The sequence below is a fragment of the Parabacteroides sp. AF48-14 genome, assembly GCF_003477465.1.
In the GTDB taxonomy this organism is placed as follows: domain Bacteria; phylum Bacteroidota; class Bacteroidia; order Bacteroidales; family Tannerellaceae; genus Parabacteroides; species Parabacteroides acidifaciens.
In genome coordinates this window covers 67,382-83,452 of sequence record NZ_QUDI01000020.1, presented here as the reverse complement: position 1 = coordinate 83,452, position 16,071 = coordinate 67,382, and the positions used below count along the sequence as shown (strand labels likewise).

Here is a 16,071-nt window from a genome sequence, read left to right as displayed (position 1 = left end):
TCCTTATCAAACAAGCGTATCTCGTTATGACAGGTCTTTTCCAGTGGCAAAGGTAACGATTATTTCCGTTTGTTCCTCTTTCCCTGCCTGGGAGTATCGCGCGGCTCGAAAACGAACGAGGTCTTGAACTGGTCATCGAGCGTGAGGGCCGCGTCGAACGTCCCGCCGCCGTTTTTGACGAATCCCCGGATCGTGCCGGTTTTGCCTTTGGTCAGCAGTTCCGCGAGCTGCTTGTCGGTCAGCTCCTTGCGGGCCACGGTTCTCCATACGGTCAGGCCGCAATCGGGATTCTGACACTTGGCGAGTTTGGGATAGAACACCACGGGCCTGCCGCAACGCGGGCAGGCTGTGTCACTCTCCGCGCCGTCGATTCTTGCTTCCAGCAGTTCTTTGGCGATTTGCGAGGCGAAGACCTCGATACCGCGATGGAACGTCGGGGCGTCCATCTCCCCGGTGGCGATCTTCGAGAGGGCCAGTTCCCAGCCGCCCGTCATGGCGACATCGGCGATCTTCTTGTCCCTGACCACGGCATACACGGCCAGTCCCTTGTCCGTGGGTACAAGCGACTTTTTCTCTCGCCTGACATACTCGCGGGCAAAGAGCGTTTCGATGATGGCGGCACGGGTGGCGGGCGTGCCGATGCCGGCATCCTTCATCGCCTCGCGTTCGGCCTCGTCGGACAGTTCGCGTCCGGCGGTTTCCATCGCCGCCAGCAGACTCGATTCCGTGTGAAGGGGGCGCGGCCGGGTCTGTTTCTGTTCCGTGACGCATCCTTTGACGGGCAGCTCGTCGTCTTGCACGATGTCGGGAAGGAGGGTCATGTCCTCCTCTTTCTCCTCGACAGGTTCATTCAGGACGGCCCGCCAGCCCGTCTTGACCATGATACTGCCGCGGGCCGTGAAATCATGCCCCGCGCTTTGCAGGGTAAGGGAAGTGTTTTCTTTCACGCAGGCCCCGGAAAAGGTTTCGAGCATCCGCCCCGCGACCATCTCATAGATGATGCGGTGGTCGGCATCCAGTTCGGAAGGGAGGTTCTCGGTGGGAAGCAGCGCGTGGTGGTCGGCGATCTTTTCGTTGTCCACGCTTCGGCGGGAGAGAGATGCGGTATCCATCCTGCCCGCGTATTCCGCGAAACGGGGATAGCGTGTCATGTTCCCGATGAGTGCCGGAATCTCCTCGGCCACATCTTCCGATATATAGCGTGAGCCGGTACGGGGATAAGTGATGAACTTCTTCTCGTAAAGCGACTGGGCGATGTCGAGCGTTTTTTCTGCCGAAAAACCATACCGGCTGTTGGCCTCTTTCTGGAGTGTCGTCAGGTCGTACAAGAGAGGCGGCTGTTCCCTGGCCTCCTTGCGCTCCACGTTCACGACGCGTACCGTTCGGGCGCCGATAACCTCGGCGCGGGCTGCTTCCGCCTTCTCCCTGCCGTCGAATTTCTCCGTGGAGAGGACGGTGAACTCCGTGCCCTCCTTTGCCGTGGAGAGCTTCAGCCGGAAATAGGTGGCGGGCTTGAACGCCTTGTTCTCCAGGTAACGGGAGCAGATGATCGCCAGCGTGGGGGTCTGCACCCGTCCGAGCGACCAGACGCCCCGCCCGGCAGCCACGGCAAGCGCTTGCGAGGCGTTGATACCGACGATCCAGTCGGCTTCGCTGCGGGCTTTGGCCGAGAGGTAGAGGTTGTCGTATTCGTTGCCGGGGCGGAGGTGTTGTAACCCCTCGCGGATGGCCCGGTCGGTCAGGCTGCTGATCCATAACCGCACGAAAGGGGTGCGGCATTCCAGGTAAGAGTAGATGTAGCGGAAGATCAGCTCCCCTTCACGCCCCGCGTCGGTCGCGACGATGATGCGCTCGGCCATGCCGAACAATTCCCGGAGAATACCGAGCTGCTTCACGACACCCGGGTCGGCCTTATACTCTTTACCCTCCCGAACCTGCCGGGGCAGGAGGATGAACGATGATGGCAGGATAGGCAGGTTTTCCCGGCGGAAACCCGCGATGCCGTACTGTTGGGGCATTGCCAGCCCGACCAGGTGGCCGAAGGCCCAGGTTACGGCGTAGCCGTTTCCCTCGATAAAACCGTCTTTACGGTTCGTGGCTCCCACGATGGCGGCGATCTCACGCGCCACCGAGGGCTTTTCTGCGATAATTACTTGCATGATGATTCGGATTTTTCAGTGGTTGTTTTCTTGTAGTTCTTCTTCTTTCTCTTTTTCCGGACGGGCGATCAGCCGGCGGTCGTAATAGACATGGTTGCCGTTCCCGTCGTAATACTGCCGTCCGTCGTCCGCCTCCTCCGGGGGGCTGCGTTTACCCGGCCGGAGGTACAAGGCGGCCAGCGCCGCGATCAGGAGCGGCATGGCTCCGGCCTGCATGTAGAACCATTTCATACGTTATACCTTGACACCTTTGGAGTTGCTCTTTTTGCTGCTGCGGTAATTTTTCTTCTGCGTCGGGGTGGCTTCCTGCTGTCCCTGCTTGAGCGGCTCTTTCACACCTTTGACCGCTTCGACGGTCTTGCCCTCGGAATTGACGGCGACCTGGGTACGGCTTTCAACGGCGGGTTTGACCTCCGCTCCCTGCCGTTTCGCACGGTCGGGATTCCAGCGGAAGAAGTCCATCTTGTTACGCTCGAAGTTGGGCTTGACCCAGGCGTTGAACGGCTCACCCTGCCCGTCCTTGACCATGCCCTTGATGTAGAAAGCCTTGACATCCGCCCGCTTGGAGGGATCATTCACCGCTTCCGTCCACTGGTCATAAGCCTCTTTGGGCACGGAGGCTTTGAGGATTGTCCGGTGAATCGTGAGCGTGGGCTGTCGTTCGGAGGCCGTAGTTTCCTGCCGTCCGTTTTTCTCGGCGGCCTTCTGACGGTAAATCTCCTTGTTCTCCTGGGCGTAGCGGTTGCGATCCAAACCGTCGTAGGTAAAGGAATAGTTACGTTCGGCCGCGTCGATTTGGATATAGGCATCCCGCTTATAACCCGCGCGGTGGTATATCCTTCGAGCAACACCTTGCCGCCGCCGTAGAAATCCATCTGCTTGCCTTCCGAGAGGTCGGCCTCCTTGATGCGGGCACGTTTTTCGAGTAACGAAACGGGCATGGGTTCCAGCGTGTTCGTCCATTTGTCTATCGACACGTAGCAGGGCGTGAGCTTGCCCGGCTCCAGCTCCAGGTCGATCACTTTCCCGGCGTGGCGGGTGTTCATCAGGTTCGTTTTCGCCTCCTCGTCGAGCAGCACCCCGTGGAAGGGGGCGTCGAGGTCGGGCCGTTCCTGCCAGTAATGCGGCACGACGCGCAGCGAGCCGTCCGCCTGCTCTTCGAGCGACACGCGCCCTTTGGTGGAAACACGCATCCCGTTCTCCAGTTCGGGGTTCATCTCCACCAGCCCGTTGGATTTATGTCCGTAAGACATGGCTTTCAGGTGCGGCTCGATGTCCTCCATGCGGATACCTTTCTTCTCCATATCCGCCAGGTCTATCTTCGTGACGTCCAGCGGCTCGAACTGCCGCTGCTCCTGCGTCTGAAGCCGTTCGGAGGGGTCGATACGGTAATTTTCCAGAATCTCCGGGTCGAAGTCGATGCGGATAAGTTTGTTCAGGGCATTCTCCGTCATGACGAAGATACCCGTGTGGACGGGGTTCTGGGCCTGTTCCATGAACTTTTTGAAGAAGGCTTCGAGGGCTGAATCCTGCGTGTTCACGTTCAGCAGGCTCGCCACATTCTGATCCGTGGGGTCGGCGGTCTGGATATTGCCGTCCCGATCCACGCCGGTAACGGCTTGCAGTCGTCCGTCGTCGGCATTCTGAACGAGCATGACTTGTTTAGCGTCGTTCTTTACGTTTTCGTCCATAATTACGAGTGTTTTTAGTTAGCACCAATAGCGATGCGGGAACGAAAGTAAGGGGAACCGGCTGAACGTAAAAGAGTTGGAAAGGCTATGGAAGCATCGGGCACAGAAGTGGCCGCTTGTGGCGCAGGGCAGAGGAAATCGGAGAAACGGAGTGCCGGGAAGGACGGATTTGGCAGAGGGTATTTTCGTGGCTCCTCACCTTATTGTCAGGTAGTCGGGATCTATTGTTAAATGTCAATAAAGCGCATGGATAACCCGTGTTTTTTTATAAATTTGCGAAAACGGGTTTCAATATCCGACAAAACGTGAGGCATGGAAATATATACCCCAAAAACCAAGATCAAACTTTCTCCGGTGATAAGAAACGGGAGAGAATTTGTCGAAGTGACTTTCGGTAATGACAATGACATCCGCTTGTCGCTGTCGAAGGAAGAAAACGTACTGCTTGTCGGCGGCAGGGCTTATCTGCCGGCAGAAGATTTCGTGCTTGCCGAGTTCTTCGACCGCTATGTGAAAATGGCGTTTATAGACTATTCTGCCATCAAGGAAACCGCCCCCCGTAAAGAGGAAGACAAACGGCCGCCACTGCCGGAAGGCTATCTGGAAAAACTTCAGCAAGTGCGTTACAGTGACCATACCGTAAGGTATATACCTCCTATTTCCGCGATTTCCAACAGCATTTCGAGGGGCGTAAGATTGAAACGGTTACCCCCGGCGAGATAAACGACTACCTGCTGTATCTCATCCACGAGAAAAACATATCCTCCTGCCAGCAAAACCAGCGTATCAACGCCATCAAGTTCTATTACGAGAAAGTTCTCGGTCAGGAACGGCGGTGTTACAAGGTGAACCGTGCCAAACGGGAGAAGACGCTGCCCGACGTGTTGAGCAAGGAGGAAATAAAGAAGATACTCGACGCGACGGTGACAGACCTGCGCTTCTTCTGCATGTTCTCCATACTCTATTCCGCAGGATTGCGCATCAGCGAACTGCTGGAACTGAAACCCGGCGACATCAACGAATCCCGCTCCCTGATACGGGTGCGGCAGGGTAAAGGAAAAAAAGACCGCTACACCCTGCTATCAAAACCGTTGATGAAAAAGCTGACGGAATATAACAGACTATACAAACCGAAAGTGTGGCTTTTTGAACACAGACCGGGCGAACCTTTCACCGAGAGTATCGTGTCGAAACGGCTGAAGGCAGCGGCCCGGGAAGCGGGAATCACGAAACGGATTTATCCGCACCTGCTGCGCCATTCGTTCGCCACCCACTTGCTGGAGCAAGGAACCGACATCAAGATTGTGAAAGAGCTTATGGGACATAACAACATCAAGACAACGGAAAGGTATGTCCACATAGCCGACACTTTCAAAAGCAATATCAAAAGCCCGTTGGACGATCTGTTGATGGAGGAAGACGAGGTCTGATACTTAAAGAAAATAACAGCCAAATCGGCTGATAGTATAACGTTCAAGACAATAAACAACTAATAATCAAATGATTAGATATTAAAATGGAGTAAAAAAGGATTTGTGTGCGAGCTATGAAAGAAGTGCTAAACGACATATATACAGACGGTTGCAAAGAAAAGAAGTACCGCTTGTCCGATTTCTTCAATCGGTGGTGGGACGAATACGCACAGCACCCGGCGGAGTACATCACCCCCGAACAGTACAAGGCGGTGAACGCTATCCGTGTATGTCGCACAACCACTTTGGGGATAGATACATACGTTTGTCCCGATTGTGGGGAAGTACGGGAAATCAGCCATAGTTGCAAACACCGTTTTTGCCCGTCATGCGGCTGGCGTGACACGCTGAAATGGGCGGCACGCATGAAAGAAAAGATGCTGCGGGTGCCACACCGCCATGTGGTGATGACCTTGCCGCATATCCTGCTGGACTTGGTGAAGCGCAACAGGAAAGAAATGCTGAATATACTGATGCGTACTTCGGCTGAAACGCTGAAAGACTGGATGATGCACAAGTTCGGCTTGAAAACCGGGGTAATTGCCGTACTACATACCTACGGGGAAACGAAACAGCTCCATGTACATACGCACATGATTATGTCATGGGGCGGCATAGATAACGACGGTAAGATAGTCATCCCCGAACATGACTACGTGCATATCCCCTCTATCTGTAAGGTATTCCGCTACAAGTTTGAACACGCCCTGATAGAGTTGTTCGATGCGGGCAGGCTGGAGCATGACTTCCGTGACCGCATGGAGTTTATGGGCTTCATCAAAAAAGTGGCAAACAAAAAGGACTGGATAGTGCATTTGGAACCACCCATACAGATGCCGGAACAGGTGATACAATATGTGGGCAGATATTCCAAACGGGCGTGCCTGAGTGAATACAAGATTACGGCAATGGACGGCGAAAACATTTCATTCCGTTACCGTGATTACAAAAACTCACCCGACAGGAGGAACCCGGTTGAAAAGGAACTGACGCTGCATTACCGGGAGTTCTTCCCCCGGCTGCTGCAACACGTTCCACTGCGCTATTTCCGCATCGTGAGGTACTACGGCTTCTATTCCAATAAAGGCAGCCTGCCGGAAGAATACTTCGGGCAGGATGAAAGCGAGATAGAGGAAGCCGAGTTGCAACAGGCAGAAAGCGGATATGAAAACCCGTATTTCTGCGAGCGTTGCGGCCGGACGAGAGTTTACAGCCATACCACGGTAACGGGTGGCAGCATGACATACACGGTAATACTGGAGCATTGCGACATACACCGGAAAAAAGCGGCATGACAGCAACATGGGATAGCTATGTCCTGCCGTGAACAAGAACAGTGAAATCCCATGAAAAGAAAGAAAGGAGAACTGAAAAATGAATGAAATACGGATAAGAGCAGTAATGAAACGAACGGGGTGCGGGCATGAACTTCACACCTCTTTCTGCCGGAAACAGCAGTCAAAAATTGAAGTTCTATATAGTATGTAATAAAGGAAATAAAAATTGTCTCGAACATGAGGATGAACCGCCCTAAACGGTCGGCTATCCTCTAAACATTAGTTGCAGTCAAAAACGAAACAAAAATGAATGTAATATCAGAAAAAGAATATTCGTTCTCAAATGCGCTTTTTTGGAACGTAATGTTGCATCATCATATTCAAGCCTTTGATGAAGAAAGGGATGTGAATTTTGATGAAGTATGGGATGAAGAACTTGCACCAGCATTGTTAGATGAAAAGAGGTACAAGGAATATTGGGGCTGGCTATCTCAAATTGAATTGGAAACATCCGAAAATCAAGGTGAAATAGAAAATCCAAGAACTCTAACACTTCCTATCGGCAGTGATGTTACATTGACAATGGAATTTCATCCTTGTAGTACATACTATTTTTTGAATGATTTTGTAATTGGTGAGGTTAGTGGCAACTTTCATTTGAAATATCTCACATATCCAGAATTGATGCGTATTGCAGAGTTAAAATATGGAGATGTGTTATTTCATCTTCTGTTGCCTCTGTGTGCAATCAGAGAACAAGAGAAAGAGGATACACTTAATGAAATAGTCCAAAGGCTGCAACAAATCCCACTATTTCGTGAACATTCTGAGTACATAGGCAAATGTATCTTGTATGGGTTGTCAATACCAGATTCTGATATATTAGATATTCCCGAAATAGGAATTATCTGTTTAAGTAATCATTCTTATAGAAATGCTTTAAGGTACGAAGATGATAAAGAAGATATTAAAGAACTGAATACTCTTTTGTCAAAATTGTAAATATGCAACTAACAAGCGGCTTAACCTCCCCAGATAAGGGTCGGTTAGCCACCGAACATTACCCACGTAGTAAAGATATGTTTAGAACACAAATTGAAATATTTACTCCTCGCAGTTTTGGAAGAATTCCAAGACATCCCGAAGATGGTTACATGGCTGAAGATGTAACTGAATCCATAATTCATCAAATAAGCGAGGAAAAACTTATCAAGAGAGTTCAAATAAGCGATTATATTCCTAATACTGTTCTCGAAAAATTGAATCGCTTATTTATATTACGTCCTGATATTTCTTTTCGTGTATATGGAGGGGCTGACAAAAAATTTGGATATGGAGATGATTTCAATGGTTGGATCTGGATTTCCTGCGATTTGTTCCTGATGTACAAAATATCGTAATAGGCGATTTTGAATATAAGAATACTGGCTTATCTATTCTTTCAAGTTTGTCAAATCTAAAATCATTGACATTAGATATTTATGATTTAAGGGATTTTTCTTTTGTCAATACTTTGCCAAGCCAGTTGGAACATTTACATATAGATGCGGATTTGAAGAGTGGAAAGCCTGTGTTTGATTGCCAATGGCTTTTGCGCTTGAAAAATCTCCAATCCTTATTCCTTGGGAAATTAGATAAGAATCTTGAAGCTATCGTAGGTTTAAGTCAGTTGAGAAAGTTAGAATTAAGAGCTGTCAAAAATAAGGATTTGTCTTTCTTAAAACAAATGCTTATCAAGGACTTGTCTATTCTGTGGTGTGACAGTTCAAAAATAGACTTGACTGTTTTGAGTGATTTTAGAACTTTGCGCCAACTGAAACTTTTTAGAATATCCAAATTGGATGATATTTCATTCGTCAGTACACTCACAGGACTTGAAAAACTCGAATTGATTTGGTTAGCTAATATTACTAAGATACCCAACTTAGCCAATCTAAACAACTTAGCTGAAGTCTGTATTGATACGTTAAATAAGTTGGTTGATATTACAAGCCTTGTAAATGCTCCAAAATTGAGAAAAGTAAAGATGTTAAGCGTTAAAAGTATGACAAAAGAATCTGTATATGCAGTGTTGGATAATCTGAATGTGGAAGAATTACTCTGTTTTGGAGGAAAAGCAGAAATAAGCGATATACATATAAATCGAAAAAATAAAGAATAAATACGTGGGTAACAAGCGGATAAATCTCTCCGAAAAATTGATTATCCACCGGACATTAGTGATTATGAATCAAAAAAAGGAAATATTAGAAAAATTGGCTTTCATAAGACGCCATAAAGAATTTGCATCTTTTGGAGTAAAGGAACAAGAGGTATCTTATAATCCTTGTCTATCTGAAGAAGATATTAAGGAGTTTGAGCATAAACATTGTATAACTCTTCCTGATGATTACAGAACTTTTATTTCTGAAATAGGAAATGGAGGTTTCGGACCGGGATATGGATTATTGCCTCTTGATAAAGCTATTGTTGATTTCAAATTAAGAGACAAACCTAATATTTCCTTGAATGAAAAATTCCCATATCAAGATAGTTGGAATGAAGAATGGATAACCTCCTTTAATTGGAACGAGGGATACCCGGAAACGGAAATTGTCAATGCGTATATTAGTACCGCACATATTGCAGGCTGTCTGCAAATAAGTCATTTCGGACATGGATGTACATTTCTATTGGTGGTGAATGGAAATGAAAAAGGACATATTTGGTTTGATGGACGAGCTGATTATAGTGGACTTGTACCGAAATTGAAAGATGGGCAAAGAATATCATTTATAGAATGGTATGTAACCTTTCTTGATATGGAAATTGAGAACATAAATGAATCACTAACACACAGCACTACCGCTTAAAGCGGAACGCTGTCGGACATTATCTGCCCAATAATATGAACTAAAAAAAGTGATATGGAAACTAAAGCGGAAGTCCTAAAATACATGTTTACAAGAATACAAGAGATGCTTCCTGTAAATGTGGTCAAAGCAAAAAAGAATAAAGACTACTTTACTTACATAGTGGAAAACGATTGTAGTATTGAGTTTTACTTTCAAACAACCCAAGGTGGATATGCCGGTAAAAACACTTTTTGTATGGGTGTATCAGCTAAAATAAAGAATCCATATTTATGTAGTCTTGTATTAGAACCATTAAATAAAAAAGACGCTGGTGGTAACATCATTGTTTGTTTTGATAATAATATTGATTGGTTTAAGCAGCATCTAATGGATATGGATTATTTTTTCGGGAATAAGAGTGACAAGACTCCTAACGTTGAGAGATTCTTAAACGATTTGAAAAAGGATTTTTTTCCGTATATCATACCTTTTGTCAAACAATATACAAAAATTATAGATTTTTACTCAAATTCGGGTCATATTCAACATATATATGCAGATAAACAGTTTAGCTTAGGAGTAATCTGTTCTCTCTTGTGCAACCATGAAGAGTTCATTGAAGAAACTTTGGTTCCATTAGCCAAAGCAAGTGAAGGAGGTTGGATATTTAGAGAATTTTTTAAGTGCACAACTACGTTACCGATATAGTTGAGCCGATTAAGAAATATGTCGCAGAGAATAATATCCATTTTGAACAATGAGAAGAATAGAATGGGCAGATAAAAGCGGATTAATTGCTCTCGAAATGGTCGGTTATCCACCAAACATTATCCGTCAAAATAAAAAATAAAATGGAACTTGAATTTAACAATAAATCAGAATCAATTACAGCTAAGGATATAGCTGATGTTGAGCGGAAAAACAAATTTATTTTCCCGCAGGAAATCAAATCGTTCCTTCTTGCCAATAACGGAGGTCAACCAAATAAAACGATATACACTCAAAATAGTCAGGATTATGTGGTGGATTTCTTTCTGCCCATAAAGTCCACAGAATTTGAAGACTTGACGTATTCGGCAACAATAACTGATTTGAGTGATATAATCCCGAATACTGTAATACCATTTGCTATAGATCCATTCGGCAATTATTTCGTTTTTGACAAAACTGAAGGTAAAATCTATTTCTTGGAAATGGAAGAAGTAGCTCTTTCCTTATTGGCGAGTGATTTTGAATCGTTTATTTCATCATTAAAAAAGGAATGAGACGGATAACAAGCGGATCAATCTCATTTAATGATGATTATCCACCAGACATTAGCAACCCTGTAAATACAAATTATATGTTCATTGAAAAATTAAATCAATATACAGAAGAACAGATTATCGGATTAAAGAATGAAGATAATAAGTTGCGATTGTTGATAGAAGAACAACCTGACATAGAGAAATTGAAACTTCTAAAAGAAGCTATAATCAATGAAACGACAGAAGTAACATTGGTAATGCGTTCAAATAACAACAATCTGATTGCTTTCTCCTATTTTGAATGTATAAGTGACAATATAATAGGAGTTGAATCGTATAATTACACCGAGAATATTCTGAAAACAATTGAAGGAATTTCAATATTCAGAAATTTGAGGAGTATAGTTATTGATGCACTATATGATAATAAACTCTGTATTGACGAACTTGTTCATTGGAGAAACTGGAAGAACTCTGTATAAGTTTTTATCCTATAACGAAATATCAATATCCTACATTGAACAAGCTGAACAGACTGAAACGCTTAAAAATAAAAGGGTTAGATTCAAACATATTATCCTGCTTACCAAACTTGGAAACATTAACTTGTTTTAATTTAAAGGATGGGGCACATTTAGGTATTAAGGCACCAAATTTAAGAAGCATAGATATATACCGTTCTCCGAAAATATTGAATCTTAATTTTTTATTGGACTTGAAAGAACTAAGATCTATTGGTTTAGAGGGACTTAGCAATGTTGAAGAAATGCCGGATTTAAGCAGCCTTCATTCTTTAACCGGTATGTCTCTTGCCAATATGAAACGGTTACAAAGTTTTCCTTTATATCACGAGAATTTAAAAAACTTACTCTTGCAATTGCCTTTTGATGTATTGGATAATATAATTCCTGAAAATCTTCCTAACCTCAAGCATATAAGTGTAAATTTGGGAAGTGATAAAAAAAACGGAATGGTATTAGATAGATTCAAGGGTATTTGTGAAGTTGGTATATGGTAAAAAAACAAGATTGCTGACAAACAGATGAAACATTTAAAGCGGAACGCTGCAAAACATTATAACCAATCATATCATGATAACGCTATATAAACAAATTGAAACAAAAGGTCTATACTACAAGGAAATGTGGTATGAAAATGCCGATAAGGTTCTAATTGAGCATTCTGGAAAAGTTGGATATGTTGGAACTATTGCGAAAACAAGTATGACAGAGAAAGAAGCAGCTATACGTTTACAGGATTTTAGTAATGTATGTGCGAGTGAAGGATATACAAAGTTGTCCGAAAATCAATTATGTACGATAGTAGTTCAATATCTATTGAAAAGCAAGGATGGGAACAAACGGGATAAATGGTTAAAAGACAAAGTTTCAGAGTATCTAAAAGAACATTTGGGCTGGCGAGGTATAGGTGTAGTCGAAAGTTTTGCAATAGATAACGGCAAATTGAATATTTATTGTATAGTCGTGGAGGAAGAACGGGCTGTATCCGCAATCAAATCATGCCTTAAAACATATCGGCTGGATTTGACACATGCGATTATCGCCGCCCGAAACTGGGATGATGAAGGCTTTAGGGTGAAATACTCTTATAAGCCTATTAATGATTTTTCGGTGATATGATTGATTATAACAAACAGCAAACCGACTGAATAAGCGGAAGGTTGCCGAACATTACGACTCTTTTCCGTAACTTTGAAACCTCTAATGAATATGGTTATGAATAGAAACATACTCACCTTTTTAAATGAATATGCGGAAATACCCGATCCGCAATATGCCATCATGTTGCGAGGTGCTTGGGGATGCGGCAAAACGTTTTTCATCCGCCAATGGATGGAGCAACTGAAAAGCAACAGAGATGCGGACAAGTTAAAATGGCAGCCTATTTATGTCTCTTTATACGGTTTGACCACTACCCAGCAAATCACAGAACAAATCAACAAGGAAATATCCCCGTGGCTGTACAGCAAGGGAATGAAACTTGCCAAGAATATATTAAAAGCCGCCTCGAAAATCGCTTTGAAATATGACATCGACGGTGACGGCAAGGATGAAGGAAGTGTAACCTGTGACTTGGACTCCATTTTGTTGTTGAAAGAAGAAAATTCAGAAATAAAAGGAAACAAGATTCTGATTTTTGACGACCTTGAAAGATGTGATATAAAACTGGAAACCTTGTTGGGATACATCAATTACTTTTCGGAACATTGTAAATGCAAGGTCATCATCATTGGCGATGAGAACAAGATTTCCGAAAAAGAGGGCGAAAAATCTAATTTGAAATTCAAGGATTTCAAGGAAAAGACCATCGGGCGCACTTTCGAGATTAAAGTGAATATAGAGGAGACACTCGATTTTTTCATTGGCGAAATATCCGCCAACAACAGAAACCTCTTGTCTGAGAACAAAGAGCTTATCATCAAGATATTCCACGCCTCTAAATTCGATAATTTAAGAGTCCTTCGGCAATGTCTGAACGATTACCACAGGATAATCATGGCTTTGCCGGAACATTATCATGAATCTCCCAAATACAAACTTATCATAACATCACTATTGGCAAATTTTGTCGCCGTTTACTGCGAGTATAAGGGTGGAAATACCGAAATTGCGAGCCTGTTCAACAGCCTGTACAATATGTTCCCAGATAAAGAGAAAAATGAGGAGCGTGAAAAAATCCTCTCCAAATACCATTTTATAGAGATAGGCAAGCGGTTGGATATTTTCAGTGATTTTATCGTCAATGAAATTGTCTGCTATCTGGAAAGCGGGTATTTTGACACAACCTATTTGCAGCAATACTTTGCAGCCGAAGACGCAAGTTTGAATAGTTGGGACTATCTGTATGATTATTGGAGACTGGATAACGAAGAATACGAGAAACATTACGAGGAAACGGTACGGTATTACTTTGCGGATAAAAGCGTTGATCTAAAAGAATTGTTTGTCATTATATCTATACTATCGGTTTTATATAGCGACAACCTTGTTCACGTATCCGAGGAAGACATCATTGCCCAAGGCAAGCACTCCATAGACAGGCTGATGGAAGGTATCAACGACATGGAGGGTTTGTTGAATTGTAGCTCAAAGGTACATGCGGGTACAAGAAGGAATCATTCTAATATTGGTTCAGATCGAATTTTGAATGTACTGGTTGCGTATTTTCAAAAACTATTCGAGCAAAGATTTGAGAAATGTCCTAATAAAGTGTCTGCCATGCTGGAAAATCTGACGGATGAAACTTGCGAACGCCTGAATCTGGCATTGAATGATGCAATCCCGGTCAAACAGCGTCTTTATAGGGATACTTCAATATTCCAAGAGGCTGATGCGGACAAGGTTTCAAAAAGTATTTTGGGATTGTCTAACGAATCACGCAACACCTTTCTGCATTTTTTGCAGTCTCGTTATAAATATACCTCCTATGGCACTGAAATAGAATACTTGAACGAATGCTGCCAATCGGATCTGCCCCAACTAAAATTAATCAATGAGAAATTAAAGACAGAAGCGGCAAACAGAAGATTGATAGAAAAGTATTCCATTGGGAAAATTACAGACCTGATAGATGAAATTACCGCAAAAGTGAAATAGCTATTCCCGTTCATCCTCGAAAGCGATGGTCTGACAAGGGATATGCCGATGATGAATTTCATTCCGTGTGACGGCACGGACGGACGTGTTCCGTTTGTCCTTCCGCCCCGATGTCCGGCTTCGGCCATGCAGCCTGCCGGAATGGTCGGAAACGGACGCCGGGACGGGACAGCCCGTGCGCCAAGGTGCAAGCGCAAGAAAGTGAAAACCCTTTCACCCACGTTAGGGATTGCAGGGGAAAGCCCACAGCATAGCGAGGACTTGCAACGGAAAGCCCGACCCGAAGGGGAACGCCCAAACAACCATCCGCAAAAACTGCTTTTAAGCATACCTTGAAAAAAGGAAGACCGAATATTCCGAAGTTTCGTCCTTATGATATATATTTGTAATTGAACGGAAAAAATAGCTGCATATCAAGGCTTGAAGCGAAGATTACAGCGAAAAAGCAAATCACTACCTATTTTTGAAAAGAATTGCATTTATGGAAAAATACAAAGTAGATTATAGTGAGTTTTCTTATTTTAAAGGCATAACGATAGATTTTGATTCTTTAGAAGAAGGTCTTGATTATGCCCAAAGACATAATATCAAAGATGTTTTAGTCCGCTCTGAAAAGAATGATATAAAAAGAGTTGTAAACTTTGATTTTCTAAATGGGCGGGATTTTATACAAACATTTCATTGGATCGTTTCTCTTTCTAAAAGGTCGAACATTACTGGATTATATCATCTTTCAAAACTGAAAGATTTCCGTTGGGGAGTAGATAATAATTTTGACTTGGATTTATCTCTTTTTCCAGTATTAGAGAAAGTCAATATCAGTTATGATGCAAAAATCAGTGGTTGGGAAATGCTGCATCAATTAAATTGGCTTCAGCTAAGCAAAGTTAGGACAGACAACCTTTCATTTTTAGAAAAGACCATTAGTTTACAGTATTTGCGTATTATCGGAGGTTCATTTACTTCGATCGAAGGTTTGGAAAAGTGTGTCAATCTAAAAACTCTTTTTCTACAAAGGTGTACGGCTCTCACAAACCTAAAACCAACAATCGCAAGTTTGTATAATTTAGAGAGATTGAATTTAGAAGCATGCCGAAAAGTCAGTGTAGAAGAACTCAAAGGCATTGCTGTCAGATATATATCAGTAATTTGAAAAACATTGGGAGCAAAAATGAAAATACCCATCACAATCCTGCTTTTAGCAAGCCTGTTTGCCGCAAGTTGCGGAGAGCCGCCCATGCCACCGAGCGACGAGGAAATGATACGCCACTTCGCCACGCACGAGGCGGCGTTCCGTAAGGTGTACGAAATCATGGCAGAGAGTTCAGAAGGCAGTTTCCACTACCCGCCGCTTTCTCCGGAAGAGGTCATTATACTTGATTCAACAGAGCAAAGCGATACATCCCATGAAACGAATGACGAAGAAGACCTCCCGGTATATGGGCTGCTGAAGCCAGACCGAATACAGCTCGATTCCTTGTTGTCAGAGATTGGATGCGGTCTTGTCCTTGTTGACCGCAGGGAATGGGAAACGGCGGATTCGGTATATGTGAGCCTCGTTATGCCGTACTATTCCCACGGCATCGTGGACGCAGGAACATCCAAGAGTTTCGTTTACGATCCCGGATTGAGAAGCCGCCGGAATATCCGTATCACCGAACACGGCGACCTGAACGAGATCTACCGCAGGACGTACAACGACACCACGTTGTACAAGCCTGTCAAGGAAGGCTGGTACATCGAGTTAGACCATTCACGATAACCTGCAAAGAGG

General features: G+C 44.2%; 16 protein-coding genes and 2 pseudogenes. 15 read left to right on the top strand and 3 right to left on the bottom strand.

From position 1 onward, the window contains the following. Window positions 1-59 precede the first annotated feature (59 nt). The 3 genes and pseudogenes from DW083_RS11130 to DW083_RS11120 form a co-directional block, all read right to left on the bottom strand. Window positions 60-2,159, bottom strand: coding sequence for a type IA DNA topoisomerase (locus DW083_RS11130; RefSeq protein WP_117742206.1), 2,100 nt, complete (start codon window positions 2,157-2,159; stop codon window positions 60-62). 15 nt (window positions 2,160-2,174) lie between these two features. Next, on the bottom strand, window positions 2,175-2,390 hold the full coding sequence (locus tag DW083_RS11125; RefSeq protein ID WP_004319199.1) for a hypothetical protein: 216 nt from the start codon (window positions 2,388-2,390) through the stop codon (window positions 2,175-2,177). Between the two features lie 3 nt (window positions 2,391-2,393). Then, window positions 2,394-3,850 (bottom strand): annotated as a pseudogene (locus DW083_RS11120) (DUF3945 domain-containing protein). Between the two features lie 312 nt (window positions 3,851-4,162). Here DW083_RS11120 and DW083_RS11115 point away from each other — a divergent pair. The 15 genes and pseudogenes from DW083_RS11115 to DW083_RS11050 all read left to right on the top strand — a co-directional run bounded on the left by DW083_RS11115 (window position 4,163) and on the right by DW083_RS11050 (window position 16,059). Beyond that, window positions 4,163-5,280 (top strand): annotated as a pseudogene (locus DW083_RS11115) (tyrosine-type recombinase/integrase). A 116-nt stretch (window positions 5,281-5,396) separates the two neighbouring features. Continuing rightward, complete coding sequence (locus DW083_RS11110; RefSeq protein WP_122332408.1) at window positions 5,397-6,617, top strand: transposase; 1,221 nt, start codon at window positions 5,397-5,399, stop codon at window positions 6,615-6,617. A gap of 288 nt (window positions 6,618-6,905) precedes the next feature. After that, complete coding sequence (locus DW083_RS11105; protein WP_117678525.1) at window positions 6,906-7,601, top strand: Imm19 family immunity protein; 696 nt, start codon at window positions 6,906-6,908, stop codon at window positions 7,599-7,601. A gap of 2 nt (window positions 7,602-7,603) precedes the next feature. Continuing rightward, window positions 7,604-7,999, top strand: coding sequence for a hypothetical protein (locus DW083_RS22785; RefSeq protein ID WP_233552159.1), 396 nt, complete (start codon window positions 7,604-7,606; stop codon window positions 7,997-7,999). Then, window positions 7,951-8,760: a hypothetical protein gene (locus DW083_RS11100; RefSeq protein ID WP_233552158.1), complete on the top strand. Its 810-nt coding sequence runs from the start codon at window positions 7,951-7,953 to the stop codon at window positions 8,758-8,760. Before DW083_RS22785 ends, DW083_RS11100 begins: the two co-directional genes overlap by 49 nt. Before the next feature lie 64 nt (window positions 8,761-8,824). Beyond that, a complete protein-coding gene (locus DW083_RS11095; protein ID WP_122332407.1) occupies window positions 8,825-9,451 on the top strand; it encodes an SMI1/KNR4 family protein in 627 nt (208 codons plus the stop codon). Window positions 9,452-9,505: 54 nt separating this feature from the next. Then, the gene (locus DW083_RS11090) at window positions 9,506-10,141 is read left to right on the top strand and encodes a hypothetical protein (protein ID WP_233552157.1); all 636 of its coding nucleotides are present in this window, start codon (window positions 9,506-9,508) and stop codon (window positions 10,139-10,141) included. Window positions 10,142-10,284: 143 nt separating this feature from the next. Continuing rightward, window positions 10,285-10,698, top strand: a complete 414-nt coding sequence (locus DW083_RS11085) for an SMI1/KNR4 family protein (RefSeq protein ID WP_117971479.1) — start codon at window positions 10,285-10,287, stop codon at window positions 10,696-10,698. Then, window positions 10,695-11,162 (top strand): hypothetical protein, encoded by a 468-nt coding sequence (locus DW083_RS11080; RefSeq protein WP_122332406.1) that lies wholly within the window; start codon window positions 10,695-10,697, stop codon window positions 11,160-11,162. Before DW083_RS11085 ends, DW083_RS11080 begins: the two co-directional genes overlap by 4 nt. Before the next feature lie 35 nt (window positions 11,163-11,197). Then, window positions 11,198-11,698 (top strand): hypothetical protein, encoded by a 501-nt coding sequence (locus tag DW083_RS11075; RefSeq protein WP_147382129.1) that lies wholly within the window; start codon window positions 11,198-11,200, stop codon window positions 11,696-11,698. 73 nt (window positions 11,699-11,771) lie between these two features. Continuing rightward, entirely contained in the window at window positions 11,772-12,320 is a 549-nt protein-coding gene (locus DW083_RS11070; RefSeq protein ID WP_009041193.1) for a hypothetical protein, read from the top strand. A gap of 96 nt (window positions 12,321-12,416) precedes the next feature. Beyond that, entirely contained in the window at window positions 12,417-14,297 is a 1,881-nt protein-coding gene (locus DW083_RS11065) for a P-loop NTPase fold protein (RefSeq protein ID WP_122332412.1), read from the top strand. 48 nt (window positions 14,298-14,345) lie between these two features. Next, entirely contained in the window at window positions 14,346-14,633 is a 288-nt protein-coding gene (locus tag DW083_RS11060) for a hypothetical protein (RefSeq protein WP_229128764.1), read from the top strand. 145 nt (window positions 14,634-14,778) lie between these two features. Further along, the gene (locus DW083_RS11055) at window positions 14,779-15,450 is read left to right on the top strand and encodes a hypothetical protein (RefSeq protein ID WP_117899965.1); all 672 of its coding nucleotides are present in this window, start codon (window positions 14,779-14,781) and stop codon (window positions 15,448-15,450) included. 18 nt (window positions 15,451-15,468) lie between these two features. Further along, window positions 15,469-16,059, top strand: a complete 591-nt coding sequence (locus DW083_RS11050; RefSeq protein WP_122332404.1) for a DUF4948 family protein — start codon at window positions 15,469-15,471, stop codon at window positions 16,057-16,059. The last annotated feature ends 12 nt before the right edge of the window (window positions 16,060-16,071 follow it).